Below are 14,472 nucleotides of genomic sequence, written 5' to 3'. Positions count from 1 at the left end.
CCTTAAGATGGAGGCACTTTCAGCAGCATTGTTGTTCTGTCTAAAAGAATGAAATTAAAATTGTGTACAATGTGATATTTAAATTGTGCACAATTTAAATTGAGCAAAAGTTATGCCAAATTTAAGAAGTAACGCTTATGAGTTATTTAAACTGGTATGAATTTTGGATATGAAGAGATAAATTTATAAAATGAGAAAGGCTTAATTTTTTATAAAAAGTAAGTAAATTTAGCTGTATAAGTGGATATTTAGAGGTCTAATATTGAATTGTTTAGCTCAACATAAGTGTTTGGGGGAATGAGAGTAATATTCCAAAACGCTTAAGTTAAACTTACACTATTGTCATTAGATAAAGTCTTAAAAAGAGGGGGCGTTAATAAAAATGGAGAAATCAATGCCATCGAATGCACCAAAAAAAGCCGTAGAAATGAGCAATGATGAAATTGATGACCATATATATAACGCTATTGTAGATGCTATTTTAAATCGACAACTTGCCCCTGGCGCACGTTTAGTTGAAGCACCTTTGTGTGAAGCATTCGGTGTAACGCGGGGAGTATTAAGACGTGTTTTCGTCAAACTTGCACATGAAAAGGTCATCGAAATTCAGCCCAATCGTGGAGCACTCATCGCAAAACATAGTGCTCATGAAACAAAAGAGGTCTTTGAAGCACGTAGCATGCTTGAAATCGCCACTGTAAAAAAGCTAGCTCAAAAGTCACATAGCCTAGATTTTAGTGAGCTTCGAAGCTTAGTAGATCAAGAGTCTCATGAGCGTTTAGCTGGTAATTGGGCCGAGTGGATTAAGCTATCAGGTCAATTTCATTTAAAGCTGATTGAAGCAAATCAAAATACGATTATGACTAGTTATTTGCAGACGCTTATTGCAAGGACTTCGTTATTAATTGGGTTATATGAAATTCCTAAACATAATAATTGTTCGGCAGATGAACATCGTGCAATTTTAAATGCTATTGAGCAAGGAAATGAAAAATTAGCTACTCAACTGATGGAAGAACATTTAGAACACTACGCAACGACATTTATTGAACAAGACAGCACAGCAACTGCAGAGCAAAATTTATTAAATTTATTTAAAAATAAGAAAATTGAAGCTATTTAAACTAGCTAAAAATAGTGGGCCAATTCTTATCGAAAAGGCCCAGTTCACTTATTTTACGGGCATGATCTGATGCGTTAAAAAATCAATAAATAGTTTTACTTTCTTCGATAAAATTTTACGGTTTGGCCATGTCACATATAAGTGAAGTGGTTGACTGGTATAGTCCTCCAAACATTTCTGTAATTTACCTTCTTTGTAGTAAGGTTCAGCAATAAACTCTGGAAGAAAGACGATACCGTGATCTTTTAAACACATATCTAATAATAATTCACCATTATTACAGGTCATGACTGGGAAGCAATTAAAGGACACTTCTTTTTGATCTTTTTGGAAAATCAATTTCTTATGTCGACTATCTTGATAGTAAATCAGAAATTTATGTTCTTTAAGTTCTTCTAATGATTCTGGTAATCCATGCTGATTGAAATACTCAGGTGTTGCATATAAATATCGTTGATAGGTATTTAATATTTTACTATTTGCTAAGTTTGGAGGAGAGCCATCTACGCGAATGGTTAAATCAAATTTATTATTATTCATGTCTAGTAGTTGATCAGTCATGAATAAATCAATTTTGATGCTGGGATATTTCTCAATAAAGTCTGAAATAATATTTTGAAGAAAAATATTGCTAAAAGACATGGGCGTATTGAGTTTAAGTTCACCTTCAGGATATTGCTGATTGTAGCTAATTTCGTAGGCAGCCCATTCAAACTCACTTAAAATGACTTTACTATGTTGATAAAACTTTTCCCCACAAGAGGTTAAGTTCATCTGTCTTGTCGTTCGGTTTAAAAGTGTGGTTTTTAGGTCATTTTCGAGGTAGCAAACACGTTTTGCCACTAAGTCGCGAGAGATATCGAGAGCTCTGGCTGCACTACTAAAATTCCCATGTTCTACGACACTTACAAAAGTGGAAATACAGTCTAATCGATCCATGGATAAGCGAAAGTTAAAAAATATATATCAATGATTAAACTATAAAAATTAAAAAGCAATCTTTGTTTTTATTGTATTCGTACAGGATACAGATTCGAGCTGATTTACTGTCTATGTTTTTACATTTTTATCTGTTTTGATAGTGACCAGTAAGCAATTTTAATGCATTACTCATAAGGAATAATGGAGTTTACCCATGAATAAATCACTTTTAGAACAACTTTCACCAACAAATTGTCAGGTTATTTTTATTGATCATCAGCCACAAATGGCTTTTGGGGTACAATCAATAGACCGCCAAGTATTAAAAAATAATACGGTAGGCTTAGCAAAAGCAGCTAAAACATTCAATATTCCTGTCACCATTACCACGGTTGAAACTGAAAGCTTTTCTGGTCATACCTATCCAGAACTTTTAGATGTATTTCCAGATGCTCCATTACTAGAACGTACTTCAATGAATTCATGGGATGACCAAAAAGTACGTGATTCGCTTGCAAAAAATAATCGTAAGAAAGTGATTGTTTCAGGTTTGTGGACTGAAGTGTGCAATAACACCTTTGCTTTTGGTGCCATGCTTGAAGGTGATTATGAAATTTATATGGTTGCCGATGCTTCGGGTGGCACATCGAAAGAAGCACATGACTATGCCATGCAACGTATGATTCAAGCAGGTGTTGTTCCAGTAACTTGGCAACAAGTCTTACTCGAATGGCAACGTGATTGGGCACATCGTGATACGTATGATGCTGTTATGGCAATTGTACGCGAACATTCTGGTGCTTATGGTATGGGCGTTGATTATGCCTATACGATGGTACATAAGGCACCTGAACGTACAACTTCAAAACACGAAGTACTTGCACCAGTTCCTGCAAAATAAGAAATAGTTGAGTTAAGGGTATTTCGATATTTAAGTTGATTTATTCGATTTTTGACTATATTTGATAAGTGGAAAAGCCATCTGCAACTGTTCGAGGCAGGACAAAATCTGAAAAGATTGTAATTGAACGAGTTTTGCAGATGGCAATGGTTTTGGTTACTTTTCACGAAAGAAAAGTAACAGAATTAACTCCTCTTATTGGATGTAAAACGGTCAGACTCCGTCGTGTAAAATCAAAAAGAATAATGAAATATATTTGTTGCTATACCTTTATTTTTTAGAACGATAATTCACAAGAATGGAGTTCAGAATGACCGAAATAAACCTCATACTCATAAACGGTAAAATCACAACACTAGATCCTCACAACCCCGAAGTACAAGCAATTGCGATTGCAGACGGTAAAGTCGTACGCACAGGCACAAATGATGAGGTTATGAAGCTCGCAACACCAACAAGCAAAGTTGTAAACTTAAATGGCCGTCGCGTTATACCGGGTCTAAATGACAGTCATCTGCATATTATTCGTGGTGGCCTAAATTACAATATGGAACTGCGCTGGGAAGGTGTCCCATCCGTTGCTGATGCACTACGCTTACTTAAAGAGCAAGCAGATAATACGCCTGCTCCACAATGGGTTCGTGTAGTAGGTGGTTGGACTGAGTTCCAGTTTGCCGAAAAGCGTTTACCGACTTTAGAAGAAATTAATAAAGCTGCGCCAGATACTCCTGTATTCATTTTACATTTATACGCCAGTGCTTTGTTGAACCGAGCTGCGCTTGATGTATTGGGCTTTAATAAAGATACTCCAGATCCACCGGGTGGCAAGATTGTAAGAGATGAAAAGGGTGAGCCAACAGGTCTGTTGCTCGCAACTCCGTCCGCTATGATTTTATATTCGACCTTAGGTAAAGCACCGAAATTGCCAGTTGAAGATCAAGTCAATTCAACTCGTCATTTCATGCGTGAACTGAACCGATTAGGCATTACTTCAGCAATTGATGCAGGTGGCGGCGGTCAAAATTATCCTGAAGATTATGATGTGATTAAGCAATTGCACGATCAAAATCAAATGACGGTTCGAATTGCTTATAATCTATTTGCTCAGAAGGCAGGCCAAGAGCTTGATGATTATCGCCGTTGGACCGAAATGACATTTCCGGGTGATGGTGATGAGCTATTTAGAATGAATGGAGCAGGTGAGAACCTGACTTGGTCGGCAGGTGACTTCGAAGATTTCTATGAGCCACGTCCGGATTTACCGGAAAAAATGGAAGGTGAACTCGAAGCTATTGTAGAGCACTTGGCTGAAAAGAAATGGCCATTCCGTATTCATGCAACCTATGATGAAAGTATCAATCGTTTGCTCAATGTATTTGAGCGCGTCAATTCAAAACAGCCATTTGCAACTCGATTTATTATTGACCATGCCGAAACTGTATCTGAGCGTAATATCGAACGTATTGGTGCGTTGGGTGGTGGTATCGCCATTCAACACCGTATGGCATATCAAGGTGAGATTTTCGTAAAACGCTATGGTGCCGAGGCTGCTCAGGCAACGCCACCAGTTAAGAAAATGTTAGAACTTGGTGTTCCTGTCGGTGCGGGGACAGATGCGACTCGTGTTGCCTCTTATAACCCTTGGGTGTGTTTGTATTGGCTAAGTACTGGTAAAACAGTCGGTGGTTTGCTGCTGTATGATGAAAAAAATCTGTTAGATCGCCAAACAGCACTCAAACTCTGGACTAAAGGTTCGGCTTGGTTCTCAGGTGAAAAAGATGTTAAAGGTTCACTGACAGCAGGGGAACTTGCTGATCTGGTCGTATTGTCAGATGACTATTTCAAGGTTGAAGCAGAAGATATCCAGTGGATTGAGTCTGTACTCACTGTTTTAGGCGGAAAAGTGGTCTATGCAGGGGCTGAATTTAAGCAAGATGATCCGCCGTTACCGCCAGCATCTCCAACATGGTCGCCAGTAAAACGCTTTGGTGGTCAGTGGCGTTTATCCGAGAATCGTAATGCACCTTCGAATCAATCATTACAGTCACAAAGTGCATTGTGTGAATGTGCTAGCAGTTGTGGCATGCATGGGCATAGTCACTCTTGGATGCTTGATGTTCCTGTAAATGATAAAGATAAAAAATCGTTCTGGGGTGCACTCGGGTGTTCTTGTTTTGCATTTTAAATAAAACAGTTTGGGAACCTGCCTCGTTAAATGGCTTGCTTCCCTAAGGTATGTACGATGAAAATGTACTTGTTATCTTTGGCTGTAGGGTTGCTTGTTGGTGTCTTATATTATGTTTTGAATGTTAAGTCACCAGCTCCACCTCTTGTTGCGTTAGTCGGATTATTAGGCATGGTAATAGGAGAGCAACTTCTTCCTTTTATCAAATCCTATTTTTAATCTGTTTCATTCAAAAAAAAGCTAAATGGTGTCATGCCATTTAGCTTTTTATATTAATAAGTATCTTCAATTACTTTATACGACGGCCTTGTTCATCAATAATCACTTCGCCATCTTCTTTTGCAAAATAGCCTAAGTTTTTTGAATCTAAAATGTCGAGCACCACTTCAGATGGGCGGCAAAGTCGCGTGCCTCTTGATGTAACCACAAATGGGCGATTAATTAAAATTGGATATTGCAACATAAAATCAATTAACTGCTCATCGGTCCAATGGTCTTGTTCTAGCTCTAAATCTTTATATGGATCAACATTTTTACGAATTGCTTCACGTACAGTTAAGCCTGCATTTTTAATGAGTTGTATAAGCTCATCTTTAGTAGAAGGTGTTTGTAAATATTCGATAATTATAGGCTCAAGACCTGCATGACGAATAAGTGCCAATGTATTTCGTGAGGTTCCACATGCAGGGTTATGATAGATTTTTACTTGCTCAGTCATGGCGGTAAATTCAGCGTTGAATTAAGATATTGCTTTTATATATGGATATCCGTATATTTGCAATAACGAATATATTCTGTTGAAGATATGATCAACCAAGTCGATTTCTTTAAATGTCTATCTGACCAAACTCGCTTAAACATTCTTAAATTAGTTCTAAACAAACAAAATATTTGTGTATGTGAGCTAACCGAACAGCTTGAGTTGAGCCAGCCGAAAATCTCCAGACATTTAGCTTTATTAAGAACTCATGGCGTATTGTTGGATGAAAGAAAAGGACAGTGGGTATATTACAGCATAAACCCTGATTTACCTGTCTGGGCCTTAAATATTTTAAAGGTTATAGAAAATGAAGAGCGCGAGACAAAAGTAAAGCAACAATATCAGCCTTTCACTACTACAACGTGCTGTGATTAATCTTCCTAGTTTTTGTCTTAAAAATTCGTTTTTTAGCATCAGTACTTAGTCAGTTGTATGCATTGAACAACATTAATCAATTCTTTCATCGAGTAGAGCATGACCAAACAAGGGCTTTCCTTTTTAGATCGAAACCTGACGCTATGGATTTTTATTGCTATGGCCTTAGGCGTAGCCATTGGAGTTTTCTTTCCTCAAGCATCTGTGTCTTTAAATGAATTAAGCGTAGATAATGTTAATATTCCAATTGCAATCGGCTTAATTTTAATGATGTATCCACCTTTAGCAAAGGTTGATTACGCTGCGTTACCAGAAGTATTTAAAGATAAGAAAACATTAACTCTATCGTTGGTACAAAACTGGATTATTGCTCCAGTTTTAATGTTTATTCTTGCGATTGTTTTTTTGCATAGCTATCCGGAATATATGACAGGTCTCATTTTAATTGGCTTAGCACGTTGTATTGCAATGGTATTGGTCTGGAATGGCTTGGCTTGTGGCGATAACCAATATGTTGCAGCGTTGGTTGCTTTTAACAGTATTTTCCAAATTTTGTTCTTTAGTACTTATGCATGGTTATTCTTGACCTTTTTGCCGCCTTATTTTGGTGTGGCAGGACAAGTCATTGATGTCAATTTCTGGATCATCACGCATGCTGTTTTGGTGTATTTGGGGATTCCATTTTTGATGGGTTTCTTGACTCGTCTAGTTTTAGTTAAATCAATAGGGTTAGATTGGTATCAAACCAAATTCTTACCAAAGATTAGTCCATTAAGTCTAATCGCCTTGCTATTCACCATTATCGCCATGTTTAGTCTAAAAGGTGGCGATGTGGTGAGCTTACCTTTAGATGTATTACGTATTGCGATTCCACTGACGATTTACTTTGTGGTGATGTTCTTTATCAGCTTTTTTATGAGTAAACGGCTGGGAAATAACTATCCTCAAACAGCGGCAATTTCATTTACTGCGGCAGGTAATAATTTTGAATTGGCTTTAGCGGTTGCCATTGCAACTTTTGGTTTAGCATCACCTGTGGCATTTACCACAGTGATTGGACCATTGGTTGAAGTTCCTGTGCTGATTTCATTGGTTTCGGTTTCGCTTTGGTTAAAGAAAAAATATTATGCTTAAGAAATATAATAAAATTTATTTGATCAAGATTTTATTAAAGTGCCTTTAGATAGGCACTTTTTTATTGTCTCGTTGCTTACACTCAAGTCATCGTTGGTAATAGTTTTTGCATGAGTTCAATGAAGTTTGAAACTTTAGCTGAATTTTCATTTTCTCTTGTAATCAAGTAAATAGGGGCATTTAGTTTTATTGAATCATCAAACTCGCGATACATAATTTCATGATCCCAAAAATTATGCATCGAGGCTGGCACAATCGTTATACCAATTCCAGCAGCCACTAAATTTAATGTTGCAGTAGGACGAGGGGCTTCCTGAATAATGCGTGGACTAAAACCTGCCTGATAGCAACTATATAAAATATTGTCATATAAACCTTGCCCTGAAGAGCGACGGTATAAAACAAAATTCTCATCTGACAAATCACTTAAACTAATTTTCTCTTTTTGTGTAAGTGGATGTCCTATAGGTAATGCAACAACCATTGACTCATCTAATATATGAAGATGCTTTAATCCAATATCACGGCTAATGGGCGCTCTTAGAAAAGCAATATCAAGTTTTTCCGAAATTAACCAATCTAGTTGCTTTTGACTGCCTGCTTCCTCCAATTTGGTTTGTACAGCAGGATATATTTCCCGATATGAACGCAAGACTATTGAAATGAGCGGATGCAAGCCTGCGGAACTTGTAAAACCAATATTGAGTTGCCCGGTTTTACCTTGGCTGACGTCTTGGACTAATTTTGGAATATGTCTGGCATGTTCTAATAAAATTTGAGCTTCTTTAAATAGAGCTAAACCTGCTTCAGTCGGTTCAATGCCACGAGGCTGACGAATAAGTAACTGTGTACCGAGTTCGTCTTCAAGTTTTTTAAGTAAACGCGTTAAAGGCGGTTGTTGAATAAATAATCGGTTTGCCGCATGCGTGATATTTCTTTCTTCTACCACCACCACAAAGGCATGAAGCTTATGTAAATCTAACATAGGAATACCTTTAGGGTATGGTTAATGAAAATAAAAGCATTTGTAGATATATCTTAAAAGTAGCATTCTATGCTGGTCAGATAAAGTGAAAAGTAACGAAAATGAACCATGTTGAGATTGCCGTGCAGAAGGAGAGCGTACCGACCTGCACAGAGTTATTTTTAGGTTTTTTAACATTAGGTTTAATTGGATTTGGTGGTGTGCTGCCTTTGGCGCGTAAAGTCGTTGTAGAGCAGAGGCAGTGGCTAAGTCCGGAAAAATTCACTGAGTTACTGGGTCTGTGTCAATTTTTACCAGGCGGCAATATCATTAATTTATCTGTCGCGATTGGCATGGAGTTTCGGGGTGTCCGTGGTGCAGTTAGCTCTCTGATTGGTTTAATCTTTGCGCCTACGGTAATTGTTGTACTTTTACATTATGTCTACGAGCAGTTCCAAGATAACCTCATGGTTAAGCATCTTTTTGAAGGATTAGGAGCAGCAGCAGCTGGGCTTCTGGTTGCAACTGGCTTAAAAATGTTAAAACCATTATTACGTAATCCAATAGCGATGTGTGTTGTGGTGGCGGCAATTGTCAGTATTGCTTTTCTAAAAGTCTCCTTGCTTTTGACCATGCTAATTTTGTTGGCTCTTTATTCAACTATTATTTGGAGACGTGTGTAATGGGCGCAGTTCTACTTACTTTAGCGATCATTTTTACTCAGCTGTCTCTTATTGCATTTGGTGGCGGCAATACAATTTTGCCTGAAATGCAACGCCAAGTAGTTGATATTCATCATTGGATGACGGCACAAGAATTTAGTGCATTATTTGCCATGGCTCAAGCAGCTCCTGGTCCAAACATGATGATTGTACCTTTGGTAGGATGGCATGTAGCAGGGTTATCAGGTCTACTGGTAACCTCTACAGCTAAATTTTTACCTTCATCAATTATTACTGTGTTTGTGATGAGAGGTTGGTCGAAATTTAAAGATAAGAAATGGCGCCGTGTTTTACAGCTTGCTTTACAACCTGTCACTGTGGGAACGGTGCTTGCCAGTGCGTGGATTATTTCTGAGGCAGCGGCAATAAATACTTTACTTGTCATTATGGTAGTCATTGCAACTTTATTATCTTTAATTAAGAAAGTTCATCCTTTGCATGTCCTGATTGCTGGGGCAGTATTTGGTGTTGTTTTACTCTAGTTTAACCAGTTTGCCGACCTGCGCTGGATGAGTTCAGGTCGGTTTTTTTTGATTCAAGTAAATAATAAAATCTAAAAAACCGATTGAATATATAAAAACATACTGTTTTACCTATTTTGTGTTTTCACGTATTATGCATCTATTGAAAGAATTTAGATGCATTGGAGTAAAAAACAGATGTTAGATCAAAACATTAAAACTCAGTTAAAAGCTTACTTAGAACGTTTAGAAAGTCCAATCGAATTAGTTGCTGCTTTAGATGAATCAGATAAAGCGGCTCAAATTAAAGAGTTAGTGACTGAAATCGCCGAGCTTTCTGAAAAGGTAACTGCCCGTTTTGATGGCAACAATACACGTCGTCCAAGCTTTGGTGTGGCTAAAGCAGGTGAACAACCTCGTGTGTTCTTTGCTGGCTTACCATGGGCCATGAGTTTACGTCTTTGATCTTGGCTGTTACAGTGTCTGGCTATGCACCTAAAGTGTCATGAAGTGCTAACCAGATTAAAGGTTTAAACCTCAAAGCAACTTTGATGTGTTTGTATCGTAAGCTGTCATAACTGTCCGGAGTGTCAGGCCTTAACCTGATGCGATCTATAACCCGAACACTACAGCAACCATGATTGATGGTTCATTCTTCCAAGACGAAGTGGAACAACGCAAAATCATGGCAGTTCCAATGGTGTTCCAAGACAACGAACACATTGGTCAAGGTCGTATGACCCTTGAAGAGATTGTAGCGAAACTCGACACTAACTCAGCTGAAAAAGATGCAGCAGCCCTGAATGCCAAAGATGCTTTTGATGTATTGGTGATTGGTGGTGGACCTGCGGGCGCAACTGCTGCAATCTATGCTGCACGTAAAGGCATTAACACCGGTATCGTGGCTGAACGCTTCGGTGGTCAGGTCATGGATACCATGGACATTGAAAACTTCACTTCTGTGCAAAAAACGCAAGGTCCTAAGTTTGCTGCTGAGATGGAATCCCATGTTCGTGAATACGATGTCGATATCATGAACCTGCAACGTGTCAGCAAAATCACAGGTGCCAACCAAACGATAAATGGTCTGGTTGAAGTTGAACTTGAAAACGGTGCGAAACTTGAATCGAAAACTGTGATCCTTTCAACAGGTGCACGTTGGAGAGAGATGAATGTACCGGGTGAACAAGAATACCGTACCCGTGGTGTTGCGTACTGTCCACACTGTGATGGTCCATTGTTCAAAGGCAAACGTGTTGCGTGATTGGTGGTGGTAACTCAGGTGTTGAAGCTGCAATTGACCTTGCAGGATTGTTGACATGTACTTTGTTGATTCGACACAAACTCGTGCGACCAAGTGTTGCAAAACAAACTGCATAGCTTGCCAAACACAACTGTGATTATGAATGCCTTAAGTACAGAAGTGTTGGGCGACGGTTCACAAGTGACTGGTCTTAAATATAAAGACCGTGCCACTAATGAAGAGCATGTAGTAGAACTTGCAGGGATCTTTGTACAGATTGGTTTACTCCCAAACACTGACTTCTTAAAAGACAGTGAAGTTGAGTTAACCAACCGTGGCGAAATCATTGTGAATGACCGCAACGAAACCAATGTTCAAGGTGTGTTTGCTGCGGGTGACTGTACGACTGTGCCTTACAAGCAAATCATTATTGCCACAGGTGAAGGTGCTAAAGCATCACTCTCTGCGTTTGATTACATCATCCGTTCTGGACAGTAAGATTTAGCTCAAACAAAAAAGCCAAAGATTATTCTTTGGCTTTTTTTATTCTATGGTTTATATAAACCATGTTCGACTAAATGTTCTCGTAAAATACGACGTAGTTCCAATACAGCTTGCGGTGTGAGCTGAATTGAATGACCACCTGGAAGAACTTTCTCAGATTTGGCTCCGTCTAAGTGAGCACTCTTATAAGGGACAATACCATCGGTAATCACATTTGGATCATCACTCTTGGTGATATTACCCATAATGGAGTGGAAAACTAAACCTTGGTGTGGATTAATATTTTTTGTGAGCTCCATAAATTTAGATTGATGACTTAGATCGCTCGGTCCATTTTGAATTAGACCATTATCAATATTACTTAAGAAATCTTTAACATCTAAATTTTCAGTGGTAAGCGAAGTCGCTACAGCTGATAAGAATGCACCCGGTAAACGAATAATTTTACGCGCTGCTAAGGTAAACCAGCGATCTGCATAATCTGTACCTCGATGAGGGGAAGCCAAGAAAATTGCGCGATCAAAATTATTAATTGAATGCATTTGCAATCGTTCAGTCACCATTGGATGTTTCTTAAAGCGGTTTTGCTGACGAATCGTCATCAACTCTAAGGCAGGTTTAGTAATATCTCCATCACTGACCAGTAAACGGCTAATAATACCCCCCATGCTATGTCCAACAAGAACAGCATCATGTGCAGCAGGGTCGCTTGGGTTTAGCGAACTAAAAGCTTGTTTGAGCAGTGCATAGATCTGGAAACGACTTTCCAAAATTGGCATGTTGGTCGAATAGAAAACTTGCCAAACTTGATAATTATCTCTTAAAACCGTATCGCCCATAACATCATTGGTGAGAGCAATCCACGCTTCGGGACTACTTGCCAAACCATGTACTAATACAATAATTTTCTTGTTCGGATTGTACGGTTCAAGCATGTAGAGATGCGGCATGGTCAAGTGCTGATCGCGATCAATCAAAGTTAAATAGGCTGCGACCCCTAAATTATTTTCGGCTAACCATAGGCCATAAGGCGCTGAAAAGTTAGCAGCTAGAGGATATTGTTTTCCTGCCACATTAATATTATCGGTCCTGTATGGATCGTAAACCCGAATCACAAATTCAGAATTATTAATAATTTCTTCAACAGTGGTCGCGTGTTTTGGTTCAGCGACAATAGTTGCAGCCAAATAACGTGCATGATGAATATTTGGGTTAACACCATTTTTATAATTGTATTTAAGCGGGTCTAAAATATATTCATTAATATCTTCTTTTCCAGATCTCGGAAAAACCGCAACAAATTCAGAACCAAAACCATCACGACGGTTAATCGTTCTTAACCCTGAGAAGTTTAAATTATAACTAGAAATTAATTTTTCTAATTTTTGTCCAGCAAGTTGCCGGTGAAATTCGAAATCAATTGAATAGATACTTTTACCAATATGTATTTGAGGCTCTACGACATCTTTTTTAGGATAGCGTAAGTCATAAACACTCACCATTTTAGCAATGGCTTGATTGTAAAAGTCTCGAATCTGAACTTGTCTATTATCAAAAATACGGTCAGTGGGCTGACGTTTTGTTGAAAATAGATAGGCATAACTATAGCGAATACTTTTATCCAGTAAATTTAATTGCTGGTCTAAGCAATCATCATACTTATTCTGAATATTCTTTTGCTCTTCTTCAGACTTATGCTTGCTAAATCTACTTATTTTACAGTCAGAGGTATCTGACAAGGACATGGCTTTTGCCAGATACATTTCACTTGCAGCAGATAAGAATTGTTCATCTAAAACTTGTGGTAGATTTTTGAGTTGATTTACACAGGTGTCAGGTGTGTCAGTACAAACTTTAGCTTCTTGACCAGACATTGATAAAACGTTCAGACTGGCTTCACTAAGTTTATCTTGTGTAAGAATGCTATTACGCTCATTCGCAATAGTCACATTCAAAGCTTGCTGTTTAACATTTACGACCTGACATCCACTCAGAATTGAACCGAGTAGTATGACCGTCAATACTGTTTTGCTTCTTTTTATTAAAAACATTATGGTCAAAATATAGTGGCTCAATGGTAGGTAGATCATACAAATTTTAAAATGTTTTTCAAATGATCAAATACAAAAAAGGGCTGTCAAAACAGCCCTTTTTCTCTTATTAAGCTTATTTTGTAGGCGCTACATTAGGCGTAGTTGCAGACATTGCAGGGTTAGTTAAAACTTGCCAAACATTCCAACGGCCTTGTTTTTCAATTTCTTGAATTAAACGATCAGCAATTTCCGATTCATCTGGATATTTAACTTTATAATTTTTAAGCGTCTGGATCGCATTTTTCTTTTGCTCCATCGCAATATAGTTATTTGCAGCAGCTAGATACGCTTCTTGAACATTACCTTTAATTGCTTTATCTAAATATGGAATAGCTTCACGTTGGCCACCACCTTCAGATAAACCAAAACCAAACCAGAAGTTTGTTTCAGCGTCATCTGGACTAATTTTTAAAAGTCTTTGAGCATACTCTAAAGATCTGGTGGTATGAACAGTACCTAAATCAAGATTACGTGCAAGAACGCTTGCTTTAAAAGCGCGAAGTAAAATATCAAATGATGCATTTGGGTCTGCAGCAAGTGTATCGAGTTGCTGTGTTACTTCTTTAAGTTTGCTTTCGAAGCCTTTACGTTCTTGGCGGTCAGTAAAGCGAGGTGGGTAGTGACGTGCTTTACCTTCTACTAACTGTAAGAAGTCATCAATAGTAGTCACATCAATTTCATTCTGACCAGCTAAAACAGCATATTTCATTGAACGCTGTGAATTATTTACCGTCGGAACAATGAGTTTATTGGTGTCGAGAGTAAGCTGTTTAGTTGGGTCATCTTGACGATTAACCACCATTTTCGTTACCGGCTGTGCAGCAGCTTCTTTTAACGCAACTTCAAATGCTGGCGGTTGATCATAGTTAAAAGGATTTAGTGCATAAAAAGGAGGAGTAAGCTCTGGTTCCTTGAAAACAAAAGGCTCAATTTTTTGTTCTTTTACGGGTGCCATTGTACAAGCAGTTAAACTTGAGGTCGCAAGGATGATATATGCCAAAGGCTTAAAATTCATAGGATCTTCCGTTCATTTTAGTAAAGTCAGATTTGGTACTGGTAAGTCTAGGAAAAGCTAAACCGACATGC

General features: G+C 38.2%; 13 protein-coding genes and 1 pseudogene. 9 read left to right on the top strand and 5 right to left on the bottom strand.

The genetic code is table 11. The features are described 5' to 3' along the window. Positions 1 to 382 precede the first annotated feature (382 nt). Complete coding sequence (locus tag ACINWC141_RS04245; RefSeq protein WP_081400011.1) at positions 383 to 1,123, top strand: GntR family transcriptional regulator; 741 nt, start codon at positions 383 to 385, stop codon at positions 1,121 to 1,123. Positions 1,124 to 1,171: 48 nt separating this feature from the next. Here the strand turns inward: ACINWC141_RS04245 and ACINWC141_RS04240 are convergent, their stop codons facing one another. Then, positions 1,172 to 2,062 carry a LysR family transcriptional regulator gene (locus ACINWC141_RS04240; RefSeq protein WP_009388234.1) on the bottom strand — a complete coding sequence of 297 codons (891 nt, stop codon included), beginning with the start codon at positions 2,060 to 2,062 and terminating at the stop codon, positions 1,172 to 1,174. 196 nt (positions 2,063 to 2,258) lie between these two features. Between ACINWC141_RS04240 and ACINWC141_RS04235 the strand changes: the two genes are divergently transcribed. From ACINWC141_RS04235 to ACINWC141_RS19315, 3 genes are all read left to right on the top strand, one after another. Then, entirely contained in the window at positions 2,259 to 2,945 is a 687-nt protein-coding gene (locus ACINWC141_RS04235; RefSeq protein ID WP_001043290.1) for a hydrolase, read from the top strand. 310 nt (positions 2,946 to 3,255) lie between these two features. Beyond that, positions 3,256 to 5,130: an amidohydrolase gene (locus tag ACINWC141_RS04230; RefSeq protein WP_009388230.1), complete on the top strand. Its 1,875-nt coding sequence runs from the start codon at positions 3,256 to 3,258 to the stop codon at positions 5,128 to 5,130. 57 nt (positions 5,131 to 5,187) lie between these two features. Further along, on the top strand, positions 5,188 to 5,349 hold the full coding sequence (locus ACINWC141_RS19315) for a DUF1427 family protein (protein WP_000784879.1): 162 nt from the start codon (positions 5,188 to 5,190) through the stop codon (positions 5,347 to 5,349). A 70-nt stretch (positions 5,350 to 5,419) separates the two neighbouring features. Here the strand turns inward: ACINWC141_RS19315 and arsC are convergent, their stop codons facing one another. Then, positions 5,420 to 5,848: an arsenate reductase (glutaredoxin) gene (gene arsC, locus ACINWC141_RS04225; RefSeq protein WP_009388186.1), complete on the bottom strand. Its 429-nt coding sequence runs from the start codon at positions 5,846 to 5,848 to the stop codon at positions 5,420 to 5,422. Between the two features lie 87 nt (positions 5,849 to 5,935). Here arsC and ACINWC141_RS04220 point away from each other — a divergent pair, with 87 nt between their 5' ends. Both ACINWC141_RS04220 and arsB read left to right on the top strand, forming a co-directional pair. Further along, positions 5,936 to 6,265: an ArsR/SmtB family transcription factor gene (locus ACINWC141_RS04220; protein ID WP_009388223.1), complete on the top strand. Its 330-nt coding sequence runs from the start codon at positions 5,936 to 5,938 to the stop codon at positions 6,263 to 6,265. Between the two features lie 99 nt (positions 6,266 to 6,364). After that, the gene (gene arsB, locus ACINWC141_RS04215; RefSeq protein WP_009388237.1) at positions 6,365 to 7,399 is read left to right on the top strand and encodes an ACR3 family arsenite efflux transporter; all 1,035 of its coding nucleotides are present in this window, start codon (positions 6,365 to 6,367) and stop codon (positions 7,397 to 7,399) included. An 82-nt stretch (positions 7,400 to 7,481) separates the two neighbouring features. Here arsB and ACINWC141_RS04210 read toward each other — a convergent pair whose 3' ends face one another. Then, positions 7,482 to 8,384 carry a LysR family transcriptional regulator gene (locus tag ACINWC141_RS04210; protein ID WP_009388218.1) on the bottom strand — a complete coding sequence of 301 codons (903 nt, stop codon included), beginning with the start codon at positions 8,382 to 8,384 and terminating at the stop codon, positions 7,482 to 7,484. Between the two features lie 101 nt (positions 8,385 to 8,485). Here ACINWC141_RS04210 and ACINWC141_RS04205 point away from each other — a divergent pair, with 101 nt between their 5' ends. From ACINWC141_RS04205 to ahpF, 3 genes and pseudogenes are all read left to right on the top strand, one after another. After that, on the top strand, positions 8,486 to 9,046 hold the full coding sequence (locus ACINWC141_RS04205) for a chromate transporter (protein ID WP_009388216.1): 561 nt from the start codon (positions 8,486 to 8,488) through the stop codon (positions 9,044 to 9,046). Further along, the gene (locus ACINWC141_RS04200; RefSeq protein ID WP_009388239.1) at positions 9,046 to 9,567 is read left to right on the top strand and encodes a chromate transporter; all 522 of its coding nucleotides are present in this window, start codon (positions 9,046 to 9,048) and stop codon (positions 9,565 to 9,567) included. The genes ACINWC141_RS04205 and ACINWC141_RS04200 overlap by 1 nt, the downstream gene beginning before the upstream one ends. A gap of 177 nt (positions 9,568 to 9,744) precedes the next feature. Continuing rightward, positions 9,745 to 11,287 (top strand): annotated as a pseudogene (gene ahpF, locus ACINWC141_RS20355) (alkyl hydroperoxide reductase subunit F). Between the two features lie 50 nt (positions 11,288 to 11,337). Here the strand turns inward: ahpF and ACINWC141_RS04180 are convergent. Beyond that, positions 11,338 to 13,344 carry an esterase/lipase family protein gene (locus ACINWC141_RS04180; protein WP_009388276.1) on the bottom strand — a complete coding sequence of 669 codons (2,007 nt, stop codon included), beginning with the start codon at positions 13,342 to 13,344 and terminating at the stop codon, positions 11,338 to 11,340. A 115-nt stretch (positions 13,345 to 13,459) separates the two neighbouring features. Further along, on the bottom strand, positions 13,460 to 14,401 hold the full coding sequence (locus tag ACINWC141_RS04175) for an ABUW_2363 family tetratricopeptide repeat lipoprotein (protein ID WP_009388217.1): 942 nt from the start codon (positions 14,399 to 14,401) through the stop codon (positions 13,460 to 13,462). Positions 14,402 to 14,472 lie beyond the last annotated feature (71 nt).

It is taken from the genome of Acinetobacter sp. WC-141 (genome assembly GCF_000313935.1).
In the GTDB taxonomy this organism is placed as follows: domain Bacteria; phylum Pseudomonadota; class Gammaproteobacteria; order Pseudomonadales; family Moraxellaceae; genus Acinetobacter.
This window is presented reverse-complemented; position numbering and strand designations above follow the sequence as displayed.

Bases quoted from the DNA above. Each gene is read 5' to 3' on its own strand.
- ACINWC141_RS04245 (WP_081400011.1), top strand. From the start codon at position 383: ATGGAGAAATCAATGCCATCGAATGCACCAAAAAAAGCCGTAGAAATG.
- ACINWC141_RS04240 (WP_009388234.1), bottom strand. From the start codon at position 2,062: ATGGATCGATTAGACTGTATTTCCACTTTTGTAAGTGTCGTAGAACAT.
- ACINWC141_RS04235 (WP_001043290.1), top strand. From the start codon at position 2,259: ATGAATAAATCACTTTTAGAACAACTTTCACCAACAAATTGTCAGGTT.
- ACINWC141_RS04230 (WP_009388230.1), top strand. From the start codon at position 3,256: ATGACCGAAATAAACCTCATACTCATAAACGGTAAAATCACAACACTA.
- ACINWC141_RS19315 (WP_000784879.1), top strand. From the start codon at position 5,188: ATGAAAATGTACTTGTTATCTTTGGCTGTAGGGTTGCTTGTTGGTGTC.
- arsC (WP_009388186.1), bottom strand. From the start codon at position 5,848: ATGACTGAGCAAGTAAAAATCTATCATAACCCTGCATGTGGAACCTCA.
- ACINWC141_RS04220 (WP_009388223.1), top strand. From the start codon at position 5,936: ATGATCAACCAAGTCGATTTCTTTAAATGTCTATCTGACCAAACTCGC.
- arsB (WP_009388237.1), top strand. From the start codon at position 6,365: ATGACCAAACAAGGGCTTTCCTTTTTAGATCGAAACCTGACGCTATGG.
- ACINWC141_RS04210 (WP_009388218.1), bottom strand. From the start codon at position 8,384: ATGTTAGATTTACATAAGCTTCATGCCTTTGTGGTGGTGGTAGAAGAA.
- ACINWC141_RS04205 (WP_009388216.1), top strand. From the start codon at position 8,486: ATGAACCATGTTGAGATTGCCGTGCAGAAGGAGAGCGTACCGACCTGC.
- ACINWC141_RS04200 (WP_009388239.1), top strand. From the start codon at position 9,046: ATGGGCGCAGTTCTACTTACTTTAGCGATCATTTTTACTCAGCTGTCT.
- ACINWC141_RS04180 (WP_009388276.1), bottom strand. From the start codon at position 13,344: ATGTTTTTAATAAAAAGAAGCAAAACAGTATTGACGGTCATACTACTC.
- ACINWC141_RS04175 (WP_009388217.1), bottom strand. From the start codon at position 14,401: ATGAATTTTAAGCCTTTGGCATATATCATCCTTGCGACCTCAAGTTTA.